The sequence below is a fragment of the Novosphingobium sp. BL-S-20 genome, assembly GCF_055521635.1.
The window spans coordinates 2,540,781-2,561,259 of sequence record NZ_CM145494.1 but is presented as its reverse complement, the minus strand read 5'-3'; the positions used below and the strand labels follow the sequence as shown (position 1 = coordinate 2,561,259).

Below are 20,479 nucleotides of genomic sequence, written 5' to 3'. Positions count from 1 at the left end.
GCCTGGAAGAATGAAATTGACTGCCCTCTGCGCCGCTGCTGGTGTTTCTTTCGCGGGTGCAGACTCGAACGTGACCGGCTTTGCCATCGACCATCGCAAGGTCGCGCCCGGCACGGTGTTCGGCGCGTTTCGCGGCGCGAAGTTCAACGGGGAGGACTATATCGCCGCCGCCATCGAAGCAGGCGCCGTCGCTATCGTTGCCCATCCGGACGCCAAAGTCGAAGGCGCGGTGCACTTCGCCGATGCCGAACCGCGCCGTCTCTTCGCACGCCTCGCCGCGCCGTTCTTCCAGCCGGTGCCCGAGACGCTGGTGGCTGTCACCGGTACCAACGGCAAGACTTCCACGGTCGAGCTGACCCGCCAGATATGGCGCATGGCCGGGCAGCGCGCCGCCTCGATCGGCACGCTGGGCGTCACCACCAGCGACGAGACCGTCTCCACCGGCCTCACCACGCCGGATATCGTGACCTTCCTCGCCAATCTCACCGGCCTTGCCCGCGAGGGCGTCACCCATGTCGCCTACGAAGCGTCGAGCCACGGCCTCTCGCAGTTCCGCATCGAAGGGCCGCGCGTGGCGGCGGGCGCCTTCACCAACCTTTCGCGCGACCATCTCGATTACCATGCCGACATGGACGACTATTTCGCAGCGAAGATGCGCCTGTTCGACGAAGTGGTCGTCGATGGCGGCACCGCCGTGATCTGGGCCGACGATGCTTGGTCCGACAAGGCCATTGCCCATGCCGAAAAGCGCGGGCTTAAGACTTTCACCGTTGGTGCCAAGGGCACCGGCATCCGCCTCTCGGGTCGCAAGCCGGGCGGACTCGGCCAGAAGCTGGAGCTCGAGCACGAAGGCAAAGCCTACGTGCTCGAGCTTCCGCTGATCGGCGCCTATCAGGCGGCCAATTCGCTGGTCGCGGCAGGGCTGGTGCTGGCCAGCGGCGGTGACGCGCATCGGACTTTCGATGCGCTGAAGCGGCTCGTCACCGTGCGCGGGCGGCTTGAGCGCGCGGCGATTTCTTCGGTAGGCGCGCCGGTCTATGTCGACTATGCGCATACGCCCGATGCGCTGGAGGCGGCGATCGCGGCGCTCCGTCCGCATGTGGAAGGGCGCCTGATCGTGGTGTTCGGCGCGGGCGGCGACCGCGACCAGGGCAAGCGGCCGGAAATGGGCCGGGTGGCGAGCGAAGGCGCGGACGTGGCGATCGTCACCGACGACAACCCGCGCGGCGAGGACCCGGCAGCGATTCGCGCCATGGTGCTCGCGGGCATGGGCGAAGGCGCGAAGGAAATCGGCGATCGGCGCGAGGCGATCGGTGCCGCCATCGCGGAAGCCGGACGTGGGGACATCGTCCTCATCGCCGGCAAGGGGCATGAACAGGGGCAGATCATCGGCAGCGGCGACGCAGTGCGCGTCCTGCCATTCGACGACGTCACCGTGGCCAGGGAAATGTCTGGTCCGCAGGGAAGGTAGTGCGATGAATGCTGTAGCCCGGATCCTCGAATGGCCTACCGATACGGCCGAGGCGAACCCGCTTGCCCCGTGGTCTTCTTCCGCGCTTTGGCCCGCGCTCTGGGATTCCGCCACGCTCGCGCGGGTGATGAAGGGCGAGGCCAGCGGTGAATTCGCCGTTTCCGGCGTCGAGATCGACAGCCGCGACGTGCAGGGCGGCGACTTGTTCTTCGCGCTCAAGGGCGAGGCGATGGACGGCCACCGCTTCGTCGAGGGCGCCTTTGCCAAGGGCGCGGCGGCGGTCGTGGTCGACCGTCCGGTCGATGGGCCGCATATCCTGGTTGAGAACACCACCGAAGCGCTGGAACTGCTCGGCGCCGCCGCGCGCGAGCGTTCACGCGGCCCGATCATCGGCGTGACCGGCTCGGTCGGGAAGACCGGCGTGAAAGAAGCGATCTTCGACGCCCTCGACCGCGCGAGCCGGGGCGATGCCCACCGCTCGGTCAAGAGCTACAACAACCATGTCGGCGTGCCGCTCAGCCTCGCGCGGATGCCCGCCCGCGCCCGGTTCGGCATTTTCGAGATGGGCATGAACCACGCGGGCGAGATCGCCGCGCTGACCCGGCAGGTGCGCCCGAACGTGGCGGTCATCACCACGATCGCGCCCGCCCACATCGAGATGCTCGGCTCGATGGAAGCCATCGCCGACGCCAAGGCGGAAATCTTCGAGGGGCTGGAAGCGGGCGGCGTGGCCGTGATTCCGGCAGACAGCCCCTATTTCAACCGGCTGAAGGAAGCCGCGCTGGCCGCGGGCGCGCAAGTCGTCTCGTTCGGCAAGGCGCGTGACGCCGATGTCCGTCTGCTCGATGCGGTTCCGGCGATCGGCGGCGGCTCGCTGGTGACGATCGACATGGGCGACCGCCGGGTCTGCTACACCGTCGCCGCGCCCGGCGAGCACCATGTCATCAACTCGCTCGCGGTCATGGCCGCCGTGCGCGGGGTCAAGGGCGACCTCGGCGCCGCAGGCGTGGCGCTCGCCGAAATGGGCGGATTGCCGGGCCGGGGCGCGCGGCTCCAGATCGACGTGTCCGGCGGCGATAAGGCGCTGCTGATCGATGAGAGCTACAACGCCAACCCCGCCTCGATGCGCGCGACGCTGGAACAGCTCGGCCGCACGCCCGCGCACCGCCGGATCGCCGTGCTCGGGGCAATGAAGGAACTCGGCAGTCACGGCCCCGACTATCACGCCGCCCTCGCCGGTCCGATCGGCGAAGCGGGCGTCGATTACGCCGTGCTGGTCGGCGAGGAGATGGCACCGCTCGCGCAGGTGCTTGAAGCGGCCCGAAATTCAGGGGAACTGGGGAAATCCGCCGCTCTTCCGCTTGGCAAGGCCGTGCCCTTCGCGCATTGCCTGACTGTGCGGGAAGCTCTGGACGCACTGCGTGAATTCGGCCTCGAAAAGGATGATGTCATTCTGGTCAAGGGTTCGAATTCGGTGGGCCTGGCTTCCCTGGTGAACGCGCTCGACAAACAGGAAGGGTAGGGGGCAACCCCGCAAGATGCTGTATCTTATCGCAGAATGGTTCCATTTCGAGGGACTGTCCAACCTCTTCCGCTATCAGTCGTTCCGTTCGGGCGCGGCGCTGATGACCGCGCTCGGCCTCGGCCTGCTGATCGGGCCGCGCTTCATCAACATGCTGCGCGTGCGCCAGGGCAAGGGCCAGCCGATCCGCGAGGACGGCCCGCAGAGCCACCTCGCCAAGCGCGGCACCCCGACGATGGGCGGGCTGATGATCCTGACCGCGCTGGTCAGTTCGATGATCCTGTTCATGGACGTGACCAACCCCTTCGTCTGGGCCTGCGTGGCCGTGACCGTGGGCTTCGGCATCATCGGCTTCCTCGACGACTACGACAAGGTTTCCAAGCGGAGCACCGCCGGGCTTTCCAGCAAGCTGCGCCTCGCGCTGGAATTCGTGGTGGCGGGCATCGCCTCCTACATCATCGTCAGCCAGCTCAACACCAACCTCTACGTGCCGTTCCTCTCGGGCCGCTACATTCCGCTGGGGCCGTTCTACTACGTCTTCGCCGCCGTGGTGATCGTGGGTGCGGGCAATGCGGTGAACCTGACCGACGGTCTCGACGGCCTTGCGACGATGCCCGTCATCATCGCGGCGGGCACTTTCGCGATCATCTGCTACCTCGCGGGCCGCGTCGACTATGCCAGCTACCTCGGCATTCCGCACGTTCCGCGCGCGGGTGAACTCGCGGTGTTCTGCGCCGGGATCATCGGCGCCTGCCTGGCCTTCCTGTGGTTCAACGCGCCGCCTGCCGCCGTGTTCATGGGCGACACCGGCAGTCTCGCACTCGGCGGCGCGCTCGGCGCCATTGCCGTCGCCGCGCATCACGAGATCGTGCTGGCCATCGTCGGCGGTCTCTTCGTGCTGGAAGCCGCCTCGGTTATCATCCAGGTGTTCTGGTTCAAGCGCACCGGCCGCCGCGTGTTCCGCATGGCCCCGATCCATCACCACTTCGAGCAGAAGGGCTGGAAGGAATCGACCGTCGTGATCCGCTTCTGGATCATCTCGATCGTCCTCGCCGTCCTCGGCCTCTCCACCCTCAAGCTGCGATAAGGGGCGTCTGGCCGTGATCGTCTCCTCCGCCTTTGCCGCCAAGCGCTACGCGGTTCTCGGACTTGCGCGCTCCGGCCTCACTGCGGTCGAGACGCTGCTCGCCAGCGGCGCCCATGTCATGGCCTGGGACGCGCGCGAAGAGCCGCGCCAGGCCTTCTGCGCCCGGCGCGATGCGGAAAGCATCGAACTGGCCGATCCGGTCACGGCGGATATCACCGGCTATGACGGCGTGATCGTCTCGCCCGGCGTTCCGCTCAACACCCACCCGATCGCCGAAGCCGCGCGCCGCCAGGGCGTGCCGGTGATCGGCGATATCGAACTCTTCGCGCTGGCGCGTGAGAGCCTGCCCGCGCATCGCGTGGTTGGCATCACCGGCACCAACGGCAAGTCGACGACGACCTCGCTGGTCCATCATCTGCTCGAAAGCGCTGGCGTGCCCACCCGCGTCGGCGGCAATATCGGCGTGCCGGTGCTGGGCGAGGAGCCGCTGCCAGAAGGCGGCGTCTATGTGCTCGAATTGTCGAGCTACCAGATCGATCTCACCCGCAGCCTCGACTGCGACGTGGCCGCGCTGCTCAACATCACCCCCGACCACCTCGACCGCTACGACGGGTTCGAGGCCTATGCCGCCTCCAAGGCGCGCCTCTTCGCCATGCAGGCCGCCGACCGTCCCGCGGTGTTCGGCACCGGCGATCGCGAAACCGCTGACATAGCCGAGGTGGAAGAAGCGCGCCGTGCGCCCGGTGCCGTGCGCCGGGTGGACGGCAGCGATCTCGCCGCGCTCCAGCCGGACTGGCCCTCGCTGCAAGGCCCGCACAATCTCCAGAACGCCGCCGTGGCCGTCGCCATCGTCGAGGCGCTGGGGATTTCCGCCGAGCAATGGCAACCGGCGCTGCGCACTTTCAGCGGCCTCCCCCACCGCATGGAGCGCGTGGCCGAGGCTGGCGGCGTGCTCTATATCAACGACAGCAAGGCGACCAATCCGGCCTCCACCGCGCCCGCGCTGGCCGCCTATCCGCCCGCGCCTGCACCGCGCATCCACTGGATCGTCGGAGGACTGCCCAAAGGTGACAATCTCGACGAATGCGTGCCGTACTTCGGCAATGTCGCCGCCGCCTATACGATCGGCGATGCGGGTGCGCGCTTTGCCGAAATCCTTGCGCCTTATACCGAAGTGCACCGCAGCGAGATGATGGCCGAGGCCATCCGCGAGGCGATGGTCCGCGCTGTCCCCGGCGACGTCATCATGCTTTCGCCCGCCTGTGCCAGCTTCGACCAGTTCCGCGATTACGAGGCGCGCGGGCTGGCCTTCCGCCAGATCGTCGAGGCGCTGCTGGAATCGCAGGGCACGGATGCCGAGGGGATCAGGCACTGATGGCTATAGTCGCGCCCGGCACTGGGACCGGCCCCGGAACCACTCCCGCCAATGTCCGCTACAACCGCAACCGTCGCGGCCAGCTGGCGATCTGGTGGCAGGAGATCGACCGCACCGTGCTGGCTATTGTCCTGATCCTCATGGGGATCGGCGCCGTGGCCGTCGCCGCCGGTTCCCCGGCAAGCGCCCGGCGCCTCTCGACTGCGCACGAGAAGCTCTCGCAGCTGCACTTCTTCTGGCTGCACCTCCGCTGGCAGTTCGTTGGCCTCTGCGCGATGTTCTGGGCCTCCAGCCTGTCGAAGGACAGCGCGCGCCGGGTCGGCATCCTGATCGCGGCGGTCATGCTGGTGGGGCTGGTGCTGGTGCCGGTGGTCGGCTCCGAAGTGAACGGCGCGCGGCGCTGGCTGAGGCTCGGCTTCTCGATCCAGCCTTCGCAGTTCCTCGGCTCCGGCTTCCCGATCCTGCTGGCCTGGATTCTCTCGTGGCGCGCGCGCGATCCGCATATTCCGGTGGTGGCGATCTGCTTCTGCCTGATGGGCCTGCTCGGCGCGCTGCTGATGGCGCAGCCGGACTTTGGCTCGACCATGCTGTTTTCCGGCACTTTCTTCGTGATGATCCTGCTGGCGGGCATTCCCCTGAAGCGCATCGGCCTGTTCGCGGGTCTCGGCGTCGCGGGGATTGTCCTGATGTATTTCACCTATGACAACGGCCGGAACCGCATCGACTCGTTCCTGTCGGGCGGCAATGCCTTCGACCAGGTGGACCTTGCCCAGCGCACCCTGCTCAACGGCGGATGGTTCGGGCAGGGCTTCTGGATGGGCGCGCGCAAGATGGCGCTCCCCGAAGCGCATACCGACTACATCTTCTCGGTCATCGGTGAGGAATTCGGGCTGATCGCCTGCGTCATCATCGTCATGATCTACCTCGCGCTGCTGACGCGGGTGATGCTGCGCCTCACCGAGGAGGAGGACCTCTTCACCGTGCTCGCCGCCTCCGGCATCGCCTCGCAGTTCGGCGGGCAGGCCTTCATCAACATCCTGGTCAACCTCCAGCTCTTCCCCTCGAAGGGCATGACCCTGCCGCTGATCAGCTACGGCGGCTCCTCCACGGTCGCCATGTGCATGACTGTGGGCCTGCTGCTGGCGATCACGCGCCGCAACCCGTTCATCAAGCGCGAGAAGTTCTCGCTCCGCGCCGTTGGAGACTTTTCTTCATGAGTTCGGCCGTAAAAGGCTCGGTAAGCCGCCATTACGTCCTCGCCGCGGGCGGGACCGGCGGACACCTCATTCCCGCTTTCGCGCTCGCCGCCGAACTGGACCGGCGCGGCCACCACGTCGCGCTCATCACCGACGAGCGCGGCGCGGCGATCCCCGGCAAGCCCGACTATCTGCCCGCCCATGTCCTGCCGCAGGGCCGCATCGCGGGCAAGAACCCGCTGAACTGGCTCAAGGGCCTCAAGGGCATCCTGTCGGGCCGCGCCATGGCGCTGCGCCTGTTCGAGAGCTTCCAGCCGACCGCCGTGATCGGTTTCGGCGGCTATCCCGCGCTGCCGACGATGCTGGCGGCCCATTCCGCGAAGATTCCGACGATCCTGCACGAGCAGAACTCGGTGCTGGGCCGGGTGAACCGCTACTTCGCGGGCAAGGTCAACGCCATCGCCACGGCTTTCGAGCAAGTCGACCGGCTCGATCCCAAGCTGGCGGATAAAGTCACGCTCGTCGGCAATCCGGTGCGCGACGAAGTTCTCGCCCTGCGCGAGGCGCCGTTCCCCGAATTCGCCGAGGACAGCCTGCTGCGCATCCTCGTGACCGGCGGCAGCCAGGGCGCGCGGGTGCTTTCGGAAGTCGTGCCGGACGGCCTCGCCATGCTGCCCCCGGCGCTGCGTTCGCGGCTTCAGGTGATTCAGCAGTGCCGCCCGGAGGATATCGAGGCCGTCCGCGCCCGCTATGCCGGGCAGGGCATCCCCGCCGAACTCGCGACTTATTTCGAGGACATGGCGGAGCGGCTTGCCGGTGCGCACTTGTTCATCGGCCGCTCGGGCGCCTCGACGATCGCGGAACTCACGGCAGTGGGCCGTCCCGCGATCCTGATCCCGCTGCCGATCGCCACCGACGACCACCAGGCCGCCAACACCCGCGAGATCGTCGCGGCGGGCGGCGCGCGTGCGATCCGTCAGGAAAACTTCACCGCGACCACGCTCGCGAAACAGATACAGGCCATGGCCCAGCATCCCGAAACCCTTGCCAATGCCGCCCACGCCTCGTGGAACTGCGGTTATCCCAATGCCGCCAGCGATCTGGCCGACCTCGTCGAGAGCTTCGGCGCCGCGCCGATCATGGACGTGATCCGCATGGAAAAGGCCATGCCCGCCAAGAGCGGCGAAGCCCTCGCCAAGGGCAAGCTCGCGAAGGAGTCCGTGCAGTGAGGGGCGTCGGCACCGACATCGGCACGATCCACTTCGTCGGCATCGGCGGCATCGGCATGTCCGGCATCGCCGAAGTGATGCACAACCTCGGCTATTCGGTGCAAGGCTCCGACATTGCCGAAGGTTACGTGGTCGAAGGCCTGCGCGGGCGCGGGATCAAGGTCATGATCGGCCAGTCGGCCGAGAACGTCGAGGGCGTGGCCGTGGTCGTCACTTCGACCGCCGTGAAGCGCGACAATCCCGAAGTCGTCTATGCGCTCGAAAACCGCATTCCCGTGGTCCGCCGCGCCGAGATGCTGGCCGAACTGATGCGGCTCAAGAACACCGTCGCCGTGGCCGGCACCCACGGCAAGACCACCACGACCTCGATGGTCGCGGCGCTGCTCGATGCGGGTGGGGTCGATCCCACCGTCATCAACGGCGGCATCATCAATTCCTACGGCTCGAACGCCCGCCTCGGCGCCTCGGACTGGATGGTGGTGGAAGCCGACGAAAGCGACGGCTCGTTCCTGCGCCTCGACGGCACCATCGCCGTCGTCACCAATATCGATCCCGAGCACCTCGACCACTACGGATCGTTCGACAAGGTGAAGGACTCCTTCGTCGAATTCATCGAGAACGTGCCCTTCTACGGCGCGGCGATGCTCTGCATCGACCACCCGGAAGTGCAGGCGATCATCCCCAAGGTGCGCGACCGCCGCGTGGTGACGTACGGCTTCTCGGCCCAGGCCGACATTCGCGGCGAGAACGTCACCCCGATTCCCGGCGGCAACCGCTTCGACGTGGCCCTGCGCCAGCGCGACGGCTCGTTCCGCCGGATCGAGGGTATCGAACTGCCGATGCCGGGCCGCCATAACGTCCAGAACGCGCTCGCCGCCGTGGGCGTGGCGGTGGAGATGGGCTGCTCGGACGATTGCATCCAGACCGGCTTCTCGAAATTCGGCGGTGTGAAGCGCCGGTTCACCAAAGTCGGAGAAGTCGAAGTCGAGGGCGGTGTCGTCACCGTGATCGATGATTACGGCCACCACCCGGTCGAGATTCGCGCCGTGCTGGCCGCCGCGCGTGAGGGCGTGCGCAATCGCGTGATCGCCGTGGTCCAGCCGCACCGCTTCACCCGCCTGCGCGACCACATGGAAGACTTCGAAGGCGCCTTCAACGACGCCGATGTGGTCTATGCCGCGCCGGTCTACGCCGCGGGCGAGCAGCCGATCGAAGGCGTCGATTCCGAGCACATGGTCTCGGGCATGAAGGCGCGCGGCCACCGCTCGGCGCAAGTCGTCGCCGGGGCGGACGCGCTGGCCGACGTGCTGGCAGGCTCGATCCAGCCGGGCGACATGGTCGTCTGCCTCGGCGCGGGCGACATCACCAAGTGGGCAGCAGGTCTGGCCGACGCGATCCGGGCACGGAGGGCCGCTTGAGCGAAGCCGCGCATCTTCCGCAGGTTTCCGGCAAGCTGAAGGCCGACGCGCCGCTGGCGCCGCTCGTCTGGTTCAAGTCGGGCGGGACGGCCGAGTGGCTGTTCGAACCCAAGGACCTCACCGACCTGCAAGGCTTCCTGCGCGATCTCGATCCCTCGGTGCCGGTCATGGCGCTGGGTCTCGGCTCGAACATGATCGTGCGCGACGGCGGCGTTCCGGGCGTGGTGATCCGCCTCGGCAAGGCTTTTGCGAAAGTCTCCCGCGTCGATGAGGTCACGCTGGAATGCGGCGGCGGGGCGAGCGGCATTCTCGTGTCCTCCACCGCGCGCGACAACGGCATTGCCGGGGTCGAATTCCTGCGCTCGATCCCCGGCACTGTCGGCGGCTTCGTGCGGATGAACGGCGGCGCTTACGGCGGCGAGGTCAAGGATGTGCTGATCGACTGCGACGTGGTCCTGCGCGACGGTTCGCTGGTGACACTGGGTAACGCCGACCTCGGCTATACCTATCGCCACTCGCAGCTGCCGGAAGGCGCCGTGGTCGTCGCCGCGCGCTTCAAGGGCCGCGCCGGGGAACCGGAGGCGATCCAGGCCGAAATGGACCGCATTTCCGCCAGCCGCGAGGCCAGCCAGCCCCTGCGCAGCAAGACCGGCGGTTCGACCTTCAAGAACCCCGAAGGCCACAAGGCCTGGCAACTCGTGGACGAAGCCGGATGCCGCGGCCTGACCCTCGGCGGCGCGCAAGTGAGCGAGAAGCACACCAACTTCCTGCTCAACGTTGCCGACGCCACCAGCAGCGATATCGAGGCCTTGGGCGAGGAAGTCCGCCGCCGGGTCAAGGAAAAGTCGGGCGTCATGCTCGAATGGGAAATCCAGCGAGTGGGGCGGCTATGATCTTTGGACGAAAGAAGCGGGAGGCACTCAATAGCTTTGAGGCGTTGATCGTGGAAAACGTTGCGAGGCATGGATGCCACATCAATGCTGTCCGCGATGAAGCGACACCCTATCAAACTTTCGCTTATTCCGTAGGTTTTAAAAAGACTGTCGGGGCACCTGAGGTCATTATGTTCGGCTTGCCGGATGATGTTTACGCTCCGGCCGTAAACCAGATGCTGGTTTTATGCGCGGAAGGTTTAGTTCTTTCTGAGGGTCAGAGAATATCAGGCGTATTCGGCGACTATGATTGTATTGTCCGAATAGTGCATGAAACTTGGCTTGATGAGGAATATTTCAATTCAGCGTTATGGTTCCATCGAACCCAAATGCAGCAACCACTTCAAGATGTTGCGATGCTTGTTTGGCCAGATGCAGAAAATCGTTTTCCTTGGGATGATGGTTGCGCGGATTGGGTTCGCGCAAGTCAGCCCGCAATCTATAATCCGAGATTGAATTCATGACCCTCTCCAAACTCCACGTCGCGGTCCTGATGGGCGGTTGGTCGAACGAGCGGCCGGTCTCGCTGATGAGCGGCGAGGGCGTGGCCAAGGCGCTCGAGTCCAAGGGCCACAAGGTCACCCGCATCGACATGGACCGCGATGTCGCGCTGCGCCTGTCGGAGGCAAAGCCGGATGTCGTGTTCAACGCGCTCCACGGCGCGCCGGGCGAGGACGGCACGGTGCAGGGCATGATGGACCTGATGGGCCTCACCTACACCCATTCGGGCCTCGCCACTTCGGTGATCGCCATCGACAAGGAACTGACCAAGCAGGCGCTGGTCCCGCACGGCATTCCGATGCCCGGCGGCCGTATCGTCGAGAGCGCGGAAATCCACGAACGCGATCCGTTGCCGCGTCCCTATGTGCTCAAACCGGTCAACGAGGGCTCCTCGGTCGGCGTCGCCATCGTCACCGATGAGGGCAATTACGGCAATCCCGTCGCGAAGGACGCCAAGGGGCCGTGGCAGGAATTCGACCGCCTGCTTGCCGAACCGTTCATTCGTGGCCGCGAACTGACCACTGCCGTGATAGGAGACCGCGCTCTCCTCGTCACCGAACTCAAGCCCAAGTCGGGCTTCTACGACTTCGACGCCAAGTATACCGACGGCATGACCGAACACGTCTGCCCGGCGGAAATCCCCGACGAGATCACCGCGGCCTGCAAGGACCTCGCGCTGCGCTCGCACCAGTTGCTCGGCTGCAAGGGCACCAGCCGCGCCGACTTCCGCTGGGACGACACGCAGGGCGTCGAGGGCCTGTTCCTGCTGGAGGTCAACACCCAGCCGGGCATGACCCCGCTCAGCCTCGTCCCAGAACAGGCGCGTGCCTGCGGCATGGAATACCCCGATCTCGTGGAGGCTATCATCGCCGAAGCGCTTGCCGACGCCGGAAAGGTCGCCAAGGGGGGCAAATGAGCCAGACGATCCGGCGCAAGCCGAAGACAGCGCGAAAGGCCGCAGCGGCCCGGAACACCAAGGCAAAGGTCCGCCAGGCCAAGGCGACGAGCGGCACCGCCGTCGACACGGTGATGAGTTGGCTGCCCTTCACCGAGGAGCAGCTTCACAAGATCTTCCTCGTCGCCATCCTCGGCGGTGCGGGGCTGCTGATCTGGGTCGTCGCCAATGCGGCGGGCGTGCCGATGCTAGCGGGCAAGCAGTTCGCGCAAGTGGCTGCCGACGCCGGGTTCGAGGTGAAGCGCGTCGAAGTGCGCGGGGTGAAGAACCTCAACGAGCTGAAAGTCTACGAGAAAGCCCTTGCAGAACGCGACCGGGCGATGACCCAGGTCGATCTCGACGGGCTGCGCGGCGAATTGATGGGCCTCTCGTGGGTCAAGGACGCGCGCGTCTCGCGCCAGCTTCCCGACACGCTGGTGATCGACATCGTCGAGCGCGCGCCCCACGCAGTGCTGCGCAAGGCCGACCGCTTCGTACTGATCGACGAGACCGGACAGGAGCTTGAGGCGATCAACCGCAAGGATGCCAAGGGCAAGCTGATCGTCTCCGGCCCGGGCGCGGGCCAGCAGGTGACGCAGCTCGGGCACTTGCTGGAAGCCGCGCCGGCGCTCCAGCCGAAAGTGCAGGAAGCCGAATGGATCGGCAACCGCCGCTGGAATCTGACGTTTCAGACCGGGCAGGTGCTGGCCCTGCCGGAAGGTGATACCGAATCGGCGAGCGCGCTTGTCACCTTCGCAAGGCTGGACGGCACCAATCGGCTGATCGGCGGCAAAGTGACGGCGATCGACATGCGCGCGAAGGACCGCATCTACTTGCGGGTGCCCGACGGCGAAGGACAGGAATTGGCGATGAAGGCGGGGGCAGTGCCGCATACGGGTGCAGAAGCGAGCCCATCAGCAATTAACGCCACGGCGCCCACGACCGCCGTGGCGGCGGAGGAACAGTAATGGCGCCCCCTCGCATCACCCGCGTGTTCGGCGCGGTCAATATCGGCTCCTTCCGCATTTCCGCGATCGTCGCGGGCATGTCCGAAATGGGCGACATGATCGTGCTCGGCTCCGGCCACCGCGCCAGCCAGGGCATCAAGCGCGGCTATGTCACCGACATGGCCGCGGCGACTTACGCCGTGCGCGACGCCATCGACCGGGCCGAGAAGATGGCCGACACCAGCGTGTCGAAAGTCTGGATCGGCTGTTCGGGAGCAGGGCTGGCCAGTCGCATCGACCAGTTCGATGCCGAGATCGGCGGTCGCCGCATCGAGCAGGAGGACATCGACCAGCTGCTGATCTCCGCGCGTGAGGTGATCCAGCCTGACGGGCGCATGGTGCTTCATGCCCAGCCCGCGCAATATCGCCTCGACGGTGCCCACGGCGTCGGCAATCCCACTGGCCTCCATGCCGAGCGGCTCGGCGTCGATATCCATATCGTGCTGGCGGACGGCGCGCCGATCCGCAACCTGACCGAGGCCGTGCAGTGCGCCCATCTCGAAGTCGAGGCGGTGGTCGGCTCGCCGATCGCGGCGGGTCAGGCCTGCCTTTCGCCCGAGGAGCGTGACCTCGGCGTGGCGCTCGTCGAATTCGGCGCGGAAGTCACCAATGTCGCGGTCTATTCGCATGGGCTGCTGATCGACATGATCTCGATCCCGATGGGTTCGGCGGACATCACCGACGCGGTCGCCTCGGCCTTCGGCATCCGCCGCTTCCAGGCAGAGCGGCTGAAATGCGTGAACGGCTCGGCCATCGCCAGCCCGCACGACCACCGCGAGATGATCCCGGTCAACGCGCCGGGGGAAGAGGGCACCGGCCCGATCGCCCGCCATGCCGACGACAAGAACCGCATTCCCCGCGCCGAACTGATTGGGGTGATTACCGGCCAGCTCGGCATCCTGATGGAAGAGATCAACAAGGCGCTCAAGCTGATGCGCTTCAACGCCCAGCGCGGCAAGCAGGTGGTCTTCACCGGCGGCGGCGCGGAACTGGTGGGACTGGCCGACTATGCGCAGGCCGCGCTCGGCAAGCCGGTGCGGATCGGGCGGGTGCCGCACCTCGCGGGACTGGCCGAAGCCCACGTGAAACCGGGCTTCTCGACGCTGGCGGGCCTCGTGCTCTACGCCGCGGCAGACCCCATCGACATCCGCACTTTCGGCAAGAACCGTCAGGGTACAGTACGTTACAGCGGCCTCGGCGTCGTAAATCGCGTCTATAGAGCCTTGAGGGAATACTTTTGAGTGATTGTCTGAAAAATGCCCTTCAGGGCATTTTTGAGGCGGCACCGGCCCCGGTTCGTTTAGGCGCCCCCACCCGACCACCCGCAGGATACTATCGTTGGGAGGTCGGGTGGGGGCGTGGGCCGGTGCCGCGAAATTCGCGTCAGCGAATTTCCAGACGAAAGCCGCGCACTTTGGCCAGTCGTGCAATCCCTGCGACAGGGACGGCAGGATTGGCTGGAATTGGCGGTTTCGCCTGTGGACAACAGCCCCGCGCGCTTTGCCTTGATGGAGGCAGGCGTGCAATCAGGCTAGTCAAGATAATTTTCTTCGCGCACGTGCCTGCCAGGAGAACGAAATGAGCATCAACATCGGACCGCCGGCGATCGAAGAGCTTCGTCCGCGGATTGTCGTCATCGGCGTAGGCGGTGCGGGCGGCAACGCCATCGCCAACATGATCCAGGCCCAGATAGAGGGCGTGGACTTCGTCGTCGCCAATACCGACGCCCAGGCGCTCAACAACTCGATCGCGGAAACGCGCATCCAGCTCGGTCCGGAAATCACCCAGGGCCTCGGTGCCGGTGCGCGTCCGGAAGTGGGCCGCGCCGCTGCAGAGGAAACCATCGAGGACATCGAGCGCCTGCTCGAAGGCGTCCATATGGTCTTCATCGCCGCCGGCATGGGCGGCGGCACCGGCACCGGCGCCGCGCCGATCATCGCCCAGGCCGCGCGCGCCAAGGGCGTGCTGACGGTCGGCGTGGTTTCCAAGCCGTTCATGTTCGAAGGCACGCGCCGCATGCGCTCGGCCGACGCGGGTATCGAGGAGCTGCAGAAGCACGTCGATACGCTGATCGTCATCCCGAACCAGAACCTGTTCCTGGTCGCCAAGGCTGACACCACCTTCAAGGAAGCCTTCTCGCTCGCCGACGAAGTGCTCCAGCAGGGCGTGCGCTCGATCACCGATCTGATGATCATGCCGGGCCTTATCAACCTCGACTTCGCGGACGTCCGCTCGGTCATGGGCGAAATGGGCAAGGCGATGATGGGCACGGGCGAGGGCGAAGGCCCGAACCGCGCGCTCGAAGCCGCCGAACGTGCCATAGCGAACCCGCTGCTCGACGGCGTGTCGATGCAGGGCGCCAAGGGCGTCATCATCTCGATCATCGGCGGCGACGACATGAAGCTGCTCGAAGTCGATGAAGCGGCGAACCATATCCGCGAGCTGGTCGATCCCGACGCGAACATCATCTGGGGCTCGGCGTTCAACCCGGACCTTCAGGGCAAGATTCGCGTCTCGGTGGTCGCCACCGGCATCGAACAGACCACCGAAATGGCCGAGATCGCGGCACGCCCGCTGAACCTCAGCGCCTCGCGCGGCCCGGTCCGCCCGATGGTTTCGCGTCCGGTGCCCAGCGCGCCCGCGCCGCTCGTCACCCCGGCTCCGGCGGTGGCGATCCCGCAGGCGCCTGCCGCTTCGGTCTCCGAGCCGTTCGAACTCTCGACCCCCGCGCCCGAGGCGGCCGAACAGCCGTTCGAACTCGAACTCGGCGCCAGCGAGGAAGTCGAGCCGGAAGCGCCGGTCGCTTATGCCGGTCTGCGCAGCAGCCAGCCGCTCGATCTCGGCGCGCCCCAGCCATCGGCAGCCCGTCCGCAGGACGAATTGCTGCTGAACGGCAGCCAGCACGCCGAGCCGGAAGCGCCGGTGCGCGCGCCTGCGCCCAGCCAGCCTGCACTCAGCCAGCCTGCCCCCGCTCCGGCCCGTCCGGTCGGCGGCGGTTCCACGCTGTTCGAGCGCATGACCAGCCTCTCGCGCCCCAAGCCCGCTCCGGCAGAGCCTGCCGGTGACGAGGACGACGGCGCTTCGATCAGCATCCCGCGCTTCCTCGGGCGGCAGAACAACCAGTAAGTGAGACGGGCGGAGGTGCGTGCATCTCCGCCCGTTTTCGCAAGGTTCAGGATCGGCACGCCATAGGCGCGGCCGGTCGATTTCCGGCAAAGGCCCGACCCATTCGGGCCTTTGTCCGTTTCAAGAGGTTTTTCGAGTCTTGCGGCTACGTCAGAGGGTTTCGAGCAAGTGGCTGGCTTCGGCGGCTGCCCATGTCGCACTGGCTGTTCCTGCCGCAGGTCTCGCGGTCGTTTTCGTGGCGACATCGGCCTCGGCAGCGCCCGTGGTTCAGGCGCTGCCCAGCGCGGACCAGACGAAGCTGAATGCGGCGCTGGCCCGTCTCGGCCGTGATCCGCGCGACGTTTCCGCCCTGATCGATGCCGGTGATGCGGCGCGCAGGCTCGGCGATTTCGACGCCGCGATCGGCTTCTATCGCCGCGCCGACGAAATTTCTGCCGGGAATGCCCGCGTGAAGGCGGGGCTTGCCGCCTCGCTGGCGCAGAGCGGCGATCCGGTGGCGGCGCTGCCGCTCTTCGCCGAGGCCGAGCGGGCCGGGGCCAGCCCGACCAGTCTCGCTGCCGACCGCGGCCTCGCCTATGATCTCGTCGGCGATAACGCGGCGGCGCAGCGCTACTATGCACTGGCGCTCGGCGGTGCGAACGATGAGGACGTGCGCATGCGTCTGTCGATCAGCCAGGCGATTGCCGGGGATGCCCAGGCTGCCGAAACCACGATCATGCCGCTGCTGCGCAAGCAGGACAAGCCGGGCTGGCGCACGCGCGCCTTCTCGCTGGCGATCGCGGGCGATACCAAGCAGGCGGTCGAGGTTTCCAACACGATCCTGCCGCCGCAGCTCGCCCAGAACATCGCGCCTTACTTGCGCTACATGCCGCGCCTGACCCGCGCGCAGCAGGCGGCGGCGGCGAATCTCGGCAAGTTCCCGCGTGCGTCTGAAATCGGTCACGACGATGCTCGCATCGCCGCCTACAAGCCGGTGCAGGTGGCGAGTGCGGATGCCAATCTCGTCCCCCGCGGCGAGGCATTGGGTAGCGGCAAGGCGCCGGAGCGGCCTTCGCGTACCACGCGGACCGGCAGCGGAAGCAAGGCAGGACCGAAGACTGGTGGTGTTTCGGTCGCGGCGGCCGATCCCTATCGCCTTGGCGGTACGCGGACGACGCGCTCCACGCCAAGCACGGCCAAGACACTGGAACCCGCCCGCGTCGCCCCGCCCGAGCCGAAGCCGACCATCGAGCGTGACGGCGCGACCGGTGAACTGCCGCCGCTCGCAAGCGCGACGCCTGCCGCGTCTCCGGTCTCGGCAAAGCCTGCGACCACGCCGCCTGCCGCCGCTTCTTCGCTGCCGCCGGGCTTCGATCCCAAGGCGGTGGGCACGGCTCCCGTTCACACGGCGGCTGCCTCGCCGGTGAGCAATACCGCGACGCCGGGCTTCGATCTGGCGCGTTCCGTTCCGGCTCAAGGCACTCAGGCAGCGCCTGCCCCGCTGGCATCGGCGCCTACGCCCGCGCCGGCACCCGCCCCGGCGCAGGCGGCACCCGCCGAAACGCCGCCTGAGCCGGGCGCGCAGCAGCTCTCGCTGGCGCAGATATTCGCCGATATCGGCAAGCCGACGATGCAGAGCATGCCTGCCTCCGGCGCGGTCGATATTCGCCAGATCGAACCGGCCCGTCCTGCGCCGCCGAAGATCGTGCTGCCAAAGCCGGAGTCGGAAGCGCCCAAGCAGGCCGAAAAGGCTCCTGCCAAGGCCGATCCCAAGGCGAAGCCGGACCCCAAGGCCAAGCCTGGTGCCAAGGCGGCTGCCGACGATGAGGACAAGCCTGCCGGAAAGGCCGTTCCCAAGACCAGGGCGGAAATCGCCAAGGCCAAGGCGGAAGCTGCCAAGGAAGCCAAGGCCAAGAAACCCGCGCCCCCGTCGCACCCCAGCCGCATCTGGGTGCAGATCGGCGTCGGGCGCGACAAGGCCGCGATCGCCTTCGATTGGCGTCGCTACAACAAGCAGGCACCGGCGCTGTTCAAGGGGCGCGAGCCGTACGTCAGCGAGATGGGGCGGACCAACCGCATCCTGATCGGTCCCTTCGCGACGCAAAAGGCGGCGAGCAGCTTCATGGCCGATGCCAGGAAGCAGGGCTTTTCCGATGCGCTGCCGTGGACCAGCCCCGCCGGACAGGTCGTGGACGCGCTTTCCGCGAAGTAAGACAGGCCGCGAAGTAAGGCAGGCTCGGTTCGCCCCGACTGCCTTTCGTCCGGCCTTATCCACATCCTGTTAACAGGCTAGTGGAGTTTTGCGCAGGCGATCGCGTGCCCCGGATTGTGCTTGCCCCCCTTGGCAAAGCATCCATGCCTCCGTCGCGTCGCGGAGGGCAAATGTCGGAAATCATGAGAACGGTACAGGACGACATTAGCCGGGAGGACGAATCCGCTCCGATCGAGATGCTGGCGTCGCTGTTCGAAGCGCGCGACTGGGCCTTCGAATATGCGGGCGAGGACGAAATCTCGGCCGAAGTGAAGGGCGCCTGGGCGACCTACCAGATCCAGGCGATCTGGCGGGTTGAGGACCGCGTCCTGCAACTGCTCTGCCTGCCCGACATTCGCATTGCCGACAGCAAGCGGCAGGCCATGTTCGAGGCGCTCGCGCTCATCAACGAGCAGATCTGGGTCGGCCATTTCGACACCTGGTCGAGCAGCGGCGTGGTGCTCTATCGCCACGGGCTGATGCTCGGCGAGGACGGACTGCTCGGCCCCGGCCAGGCCCAGACCGTGGTCGAGGCCGCGATCGAGGAATGCGACCGCTTCTACCCGGTATTCCAGTTCATCCTCTGGGGCGACAAGACCCCGACCGAGGCTCTGGCCGCCGCCATGATCGACGCTGCCGGAGAAGCCTGAACTGGTCCCGTCGGCGGCGGTGTCATTGGGTCTTGGCAGCCTTCGGGCGCTCCCCTAAGCGCGGGATCGAATACGAATTCGCGCAAGGGGAATGACATGAACCGCTTTGGAAACATCCTTCTGGTCGGCTGCGGCAACATGGCCGGTGCCATGCTCGAAGGCTGGCTGAAGGGCGGCATGTCGCCTTCGGCGTTCACGGTCGTCGATCCCCGCCGCGAGAAACTGCCGGAAGGCGTCACCCTTCTGCGCGAGCTGCCGCGGGAAGGGCGCTTCGATGCCGTCATGCTCGGCATCAAGCCGCAGGGGCTGGACGAGGCGGCGCCTGCCATCGCCCCGCTGGTCGGCAGGGGCACGGCGCTGTTCTCGATCCTTGCAGGCGTCGAATTCGACAGCCTCGCCGCGCGCTTCCCCGATGCCGGGGCGATCGTGCGGATCATGCCGAACCTTGCCGCCGCCATCGGGAAGTCGCCGATCGCGCTCGATGCGCGGGGTCTCGACGAGACCGGCCGCGCGGCGGTCACGGCGATGATGGCGCATCTCGGCACGCCCGAGTGGCTGGTGCGCGAGGATCTGTTCGATTCCGTGACCGCGCTTGCAGGCTGCGGCCCGGCATTCGTTTACCGCTTCATCGATGCGCTGGCGGCGGGCGGGGTCGCGCTGGGCCTGGAAGAAGGGCAGTCGCAGCGCCTTGCCGTGGCGATGGTGGAAGGCGCGGCGCAGCTGGCATCGGCCTCGCCGTTCTCGCCGGGCGAACTGGCGGACAAGGTCGCCAGTCCCGGCGGCTCGACCCGCGCGGGCATGAACGTGCTCGATGCGGACGAGGCGCTTGCCCGTCTGATCGCCGCAACGATGGCCGCTTCGCGCGACCGCAATGCCGAAATGGCCGCCGAAGCCCGCAAGGGCTGAGGCAACTCGCGGCGAGTCCATTCATTTTTACATTTTGACACAAAGTCGAGTCTCCGGTTTTTCTTGAAATCGGGGGCTTGCAGGACGATATTCCTCTTGTCCGGGCACCGCATTTCGCTGGTGCCCGCCAAAGGAGTTTGAAATGGCGAATTGGAACGACCCCCAGCCCCGCACGGGCTTCGGTGCGTCTCCGAGCCTTGACGGACGCGCAGCCGGCCAGGCCACGTATGACGCGGGCCTGCGCAGCTACATGCTGTCCATCTACAACTACATGGCCTCGGGCGTGCTGCTGTCGGGCATCGTTGCGGTGCTCTTCGCGAATTCCGGCATGGCGGCACAGGTGCTCAGCACCCCGCTGCGCTGGGTCATCATGCTGGCGCCGCTCGGTTTCGTGATGGCGATGAACTTCGGTCTGAACCGCATGAAGACCTCGACCGTCCAGATGCTCTACTGGGGCTTCTGCGTGGTCATGGGCCTGTCACTCTCGGCGATCTTCCTGGTCTTCACCGCAACCTCGATCGCGACCACGTTCTTCGCGACTGCCGCCGCCTTCGCGGGCCTCAGCCTCTATGGCTATACCACGAAGAAGGACCTGTCGGGCTTCGGCACTTTCCTGATCATGGGTCTGGTCGGCATTCTGGTGGCGATGGTCGTCAACATCTTCGTCGGTTCGACGGTGCTGCAGCTGGCGATTTCGGTCCTCGGCGTGCTGATCTTCGCAGGCCTTACCGCTTACGACACGCAGATGCTCAAGAACCAGTACTTCCAGCTTCGCGGCACCGAGTTCCTCGGCAAGGCCGTGGTGATGGGTGCGCTCAGCCTCTACCTGGACTTCATCAACATGTTCCAGTTCCTGCTGAGCTTCCTGGGCGATCGCCGTTAATCCACGGTTTTT

The 20,479-nt window shown here is 66.5% G+C and carries 17 protein-coding genes; all 17 read left to right on the top strand.

The genetic code is table 11. The features are described from left to right. The first annotated feature begins 10 nt into the window (after window positions 1–10). The 17 genes from ACZ1II_RS19615 to ACZ1II_RS19535 all read left to right on the top strand — a co-directional run bounded on the left by ACZ1II_RS19615 (window position 11) and on the right by ACZ1II_RS19535 (window position 20,467). Window positions 11–1,471 (top strand): UDP-N-acetylmuramoyl-L-alanyl-D-glutamate--2,6-diaminopimelate ligase, encoded by a 1,461-nt coding sequence (locus tag ACZ1II_RS19615; RefSeq protein WP_465145259.1) that lies wholly within the window; start codon window positions 11–13, stop codon window positions 1,469–1,471. Between the two features lie 4 nt (window positions 1,472–1,475). After that, window positions 1,476–2,993: a UDP-N-acetylmuramoyl-tripeptide--D-alanyl-D-alanine ligase gene (locus ACZ1II_RS19610; protein WP_465145258.1), complete on the top strand. Its 1,518-nt coding sequence runs from the start codon at window positions 1,476–1,478 to the stop codon at window positions 2,991–2,993. Window positions 2,994–3,009: 16 nt separating this feature from the next. Next, on the top strand, window positions 3,010–4,080 hold the full coding sequence (mraY, locus tag ACZ1II_RS19605; protein WP_465145257.1) for a phospho-N-acetylmuramoyl-pentapeptide-transferase: 1,071 nt from the start codon (window positions 3,010–3,012) through the stop codon (window positions 4,078–4,080). Between the two features lie 13 nt (window positions 4,081–4,093). Beyond that, complete coding sequence (gene murD, locus ACZ1II_RS19600; RefSeq protein ID WP_465145256.1) at window positions 4,094–5,455, top strand: UDP-N-acetylmuramoyl-L-alanine--D-glutamate ligase; 1,362 nt, start codon at window positions 4,094–4,096, stop codon at window positions 5,453–5,455. Beyond that, window positions 5,455–6,672, top strand: a complete 1,218-nt coding sequence (locus ACZ1II_RS19595; protein ID WP_465145255.1) for an FtsW/RodA/SpoVE family cell cycle protein — start codon at window positions 5,455–5,457, stop codon at window positions 6,670–6,672. Before murD ends, ACZ1II_RS19595 begins: the two co-directional genes overlap by 1 nt. Next, on the top strand, window positions 6,669–7,880 hold the full coding sequence (gene murG / locus ACZ1II_RS19590; protein WP_465145254.1) for an undecaprenyldiphospho-muramoylpentapeptide beta-N-acetylglucosaminyltransferase: 1,212 nt from the start codon (window positions 6,669–6,671) through the stop codon (window positions 7,878–7,880). The genes ACZ1II_RS19595 and murG overlap by 4 nt, the downstream gene beginning before the upstream one ends. Then, a complete protein-coding gene (gene murC, locus ACZ1II_RS19585; protein WP_465145253.1) occupies window positions 7,877–9,298 on the top strand; it encodes a UDP-N-acetylmuramate--L-alanine ligase in 1,422 nt (473 codons plus the stop codon). The genes murG and murC overlap by 4 nt, the downstream gene beginning before the upstream one ends. After that, window positions 9,295–10,191, top strand: coding sequence for a UDP-N-acetylmuramate dehydrogenase (murB, locus tag ACZ1II_RS19580; protein WP_465145252.1), 897 nt, complete (start codon window positions 9,295–9,297; stop codon window positions 10,189–10,191). The genes murC and murB overlap by 4 nt, the downstream gene beginning before the upstream one ends. Further along, on the top strand, window positions 10,188–10,694 hold the full coding sequence (locus tag ACZ1II_RS19575; RefSeq protein WP_465145251.1) for a DUF4262 domain-containing protein: 507 nt from the start codon (window positions 10,188–10,190) through the stop codon (window positions 10,692–10,694). The genes murB and ACZ1II_RS19575 overlap by 4 nt, the downstream gene beginning before the upstream one ends. Further along, on the top strand, window positions 10,691–11,647 hold the full coding sequence (locus tag ACZ1II_RS19570) for a D-alanine--D-alanine ligase (protein ID WP_465145250.1): 957 nt from the start codon (window positions 10,691–10,693) through the stop codon (window positions 11,645–11,647). Before ACZ1II_RS19575 ends, ACZ1II_RS19570 begins: the two co-directional genes overlap by 4 nt. Then, on the top strand, window positions 11,644–12,633 hold the full coding sequence (locus tag ACZ1II_RS19565) for a cell division protein FtsQ/DivIB (RefSeq protein WP_465145249.1): 990 nt from the start codon (window positions 11,644–11,646) through the stop codon (window positions 12,631–12,633). The genes ACZ1II_RS19570 and ACZ1II_RS19565 overlap by 4 nt, the downstream gene beginning before the upstream one ends. Further along, window positions 12,633–13,913, top strand: a complete 1,281-nt coding sequence (gene ftsA / locus ACZ1II_RS19560) for a cell division protein FtsA (RefSeq protein ID WP_334182192.1) — start codon at window positions 12,633–12,635, stop codon at window positions 13,911–13,913. Before ACZ1II_RS19565 ends, ftsA begins: the two co-directional genes overlap by 1 nt. A 337-nt stretch (window positions 13,914–14,250) precedes the next feature. Then, a complete protein-coding gene (gene ftsZ / locus ACZ1II_RS19555) occupies window positions 14,251–15,798 on the top strand; it encodes a cell division protein FtsZ (protein ID WP_465145248.1) in 1,548 nt (515 codons plus the stop codon). Window positions 15,799–15,937: 139 nt separating this feature from the next. Further along, window positions 15,938–17,989 (top strand): SPOR domain-containing protein, encoded by a 2,052-nt coding sequence (locus ACZ1II_RS19550; RefSeq protein WP_465145247.1) that lies wholly within the window; start codon window positions 15,938–15,940, stop codon window positions 17,987–17,989. A 182-nt stretch (window positions 17,990–18,171) separates the two neighbouring features. Next, window positions 18,172–18,678: a type III secretion system chaperone family protein gene (locus ACZ1II_RS19545; RefSeq protein ID WP_465145246.1), complete on the top strand. Its 507-nt coding sequence runs from the start codon at window positions 18,172–18,174 to the stop codon at window positions 18,676–18,678. A gap of 96 nt (window positions 18,679–18,774) precedes the next feature. Next, window positions 18,775–19,584, top strand: coding sequence for a pyrroline-5-carboxylate reductase family protein (locus ACZ1II_RS19540; protein WP_465145245.1), 810 nt, complete (start codon window positions 18,775–18,777; stop codon window positions 19,582–19,584). 142 nt (window positions 19,585–19,726) lie between these two features. Continuing rightward, window positions 19,727–20,467 (top strand): Bax inhibitor-1/YccA family protein, encoded by a 741-nt coding sequence (locus tag ACZ1II_RS19535; RefSeq protein ID WP_465145244.1) that lies wholly within the window; start codon window positions 19,727–19,729, stop codon window positions 20,465–20,467. The last annotated feature ends 12 nt before the right edge of the window (window positions 20,468–20,479 follow it).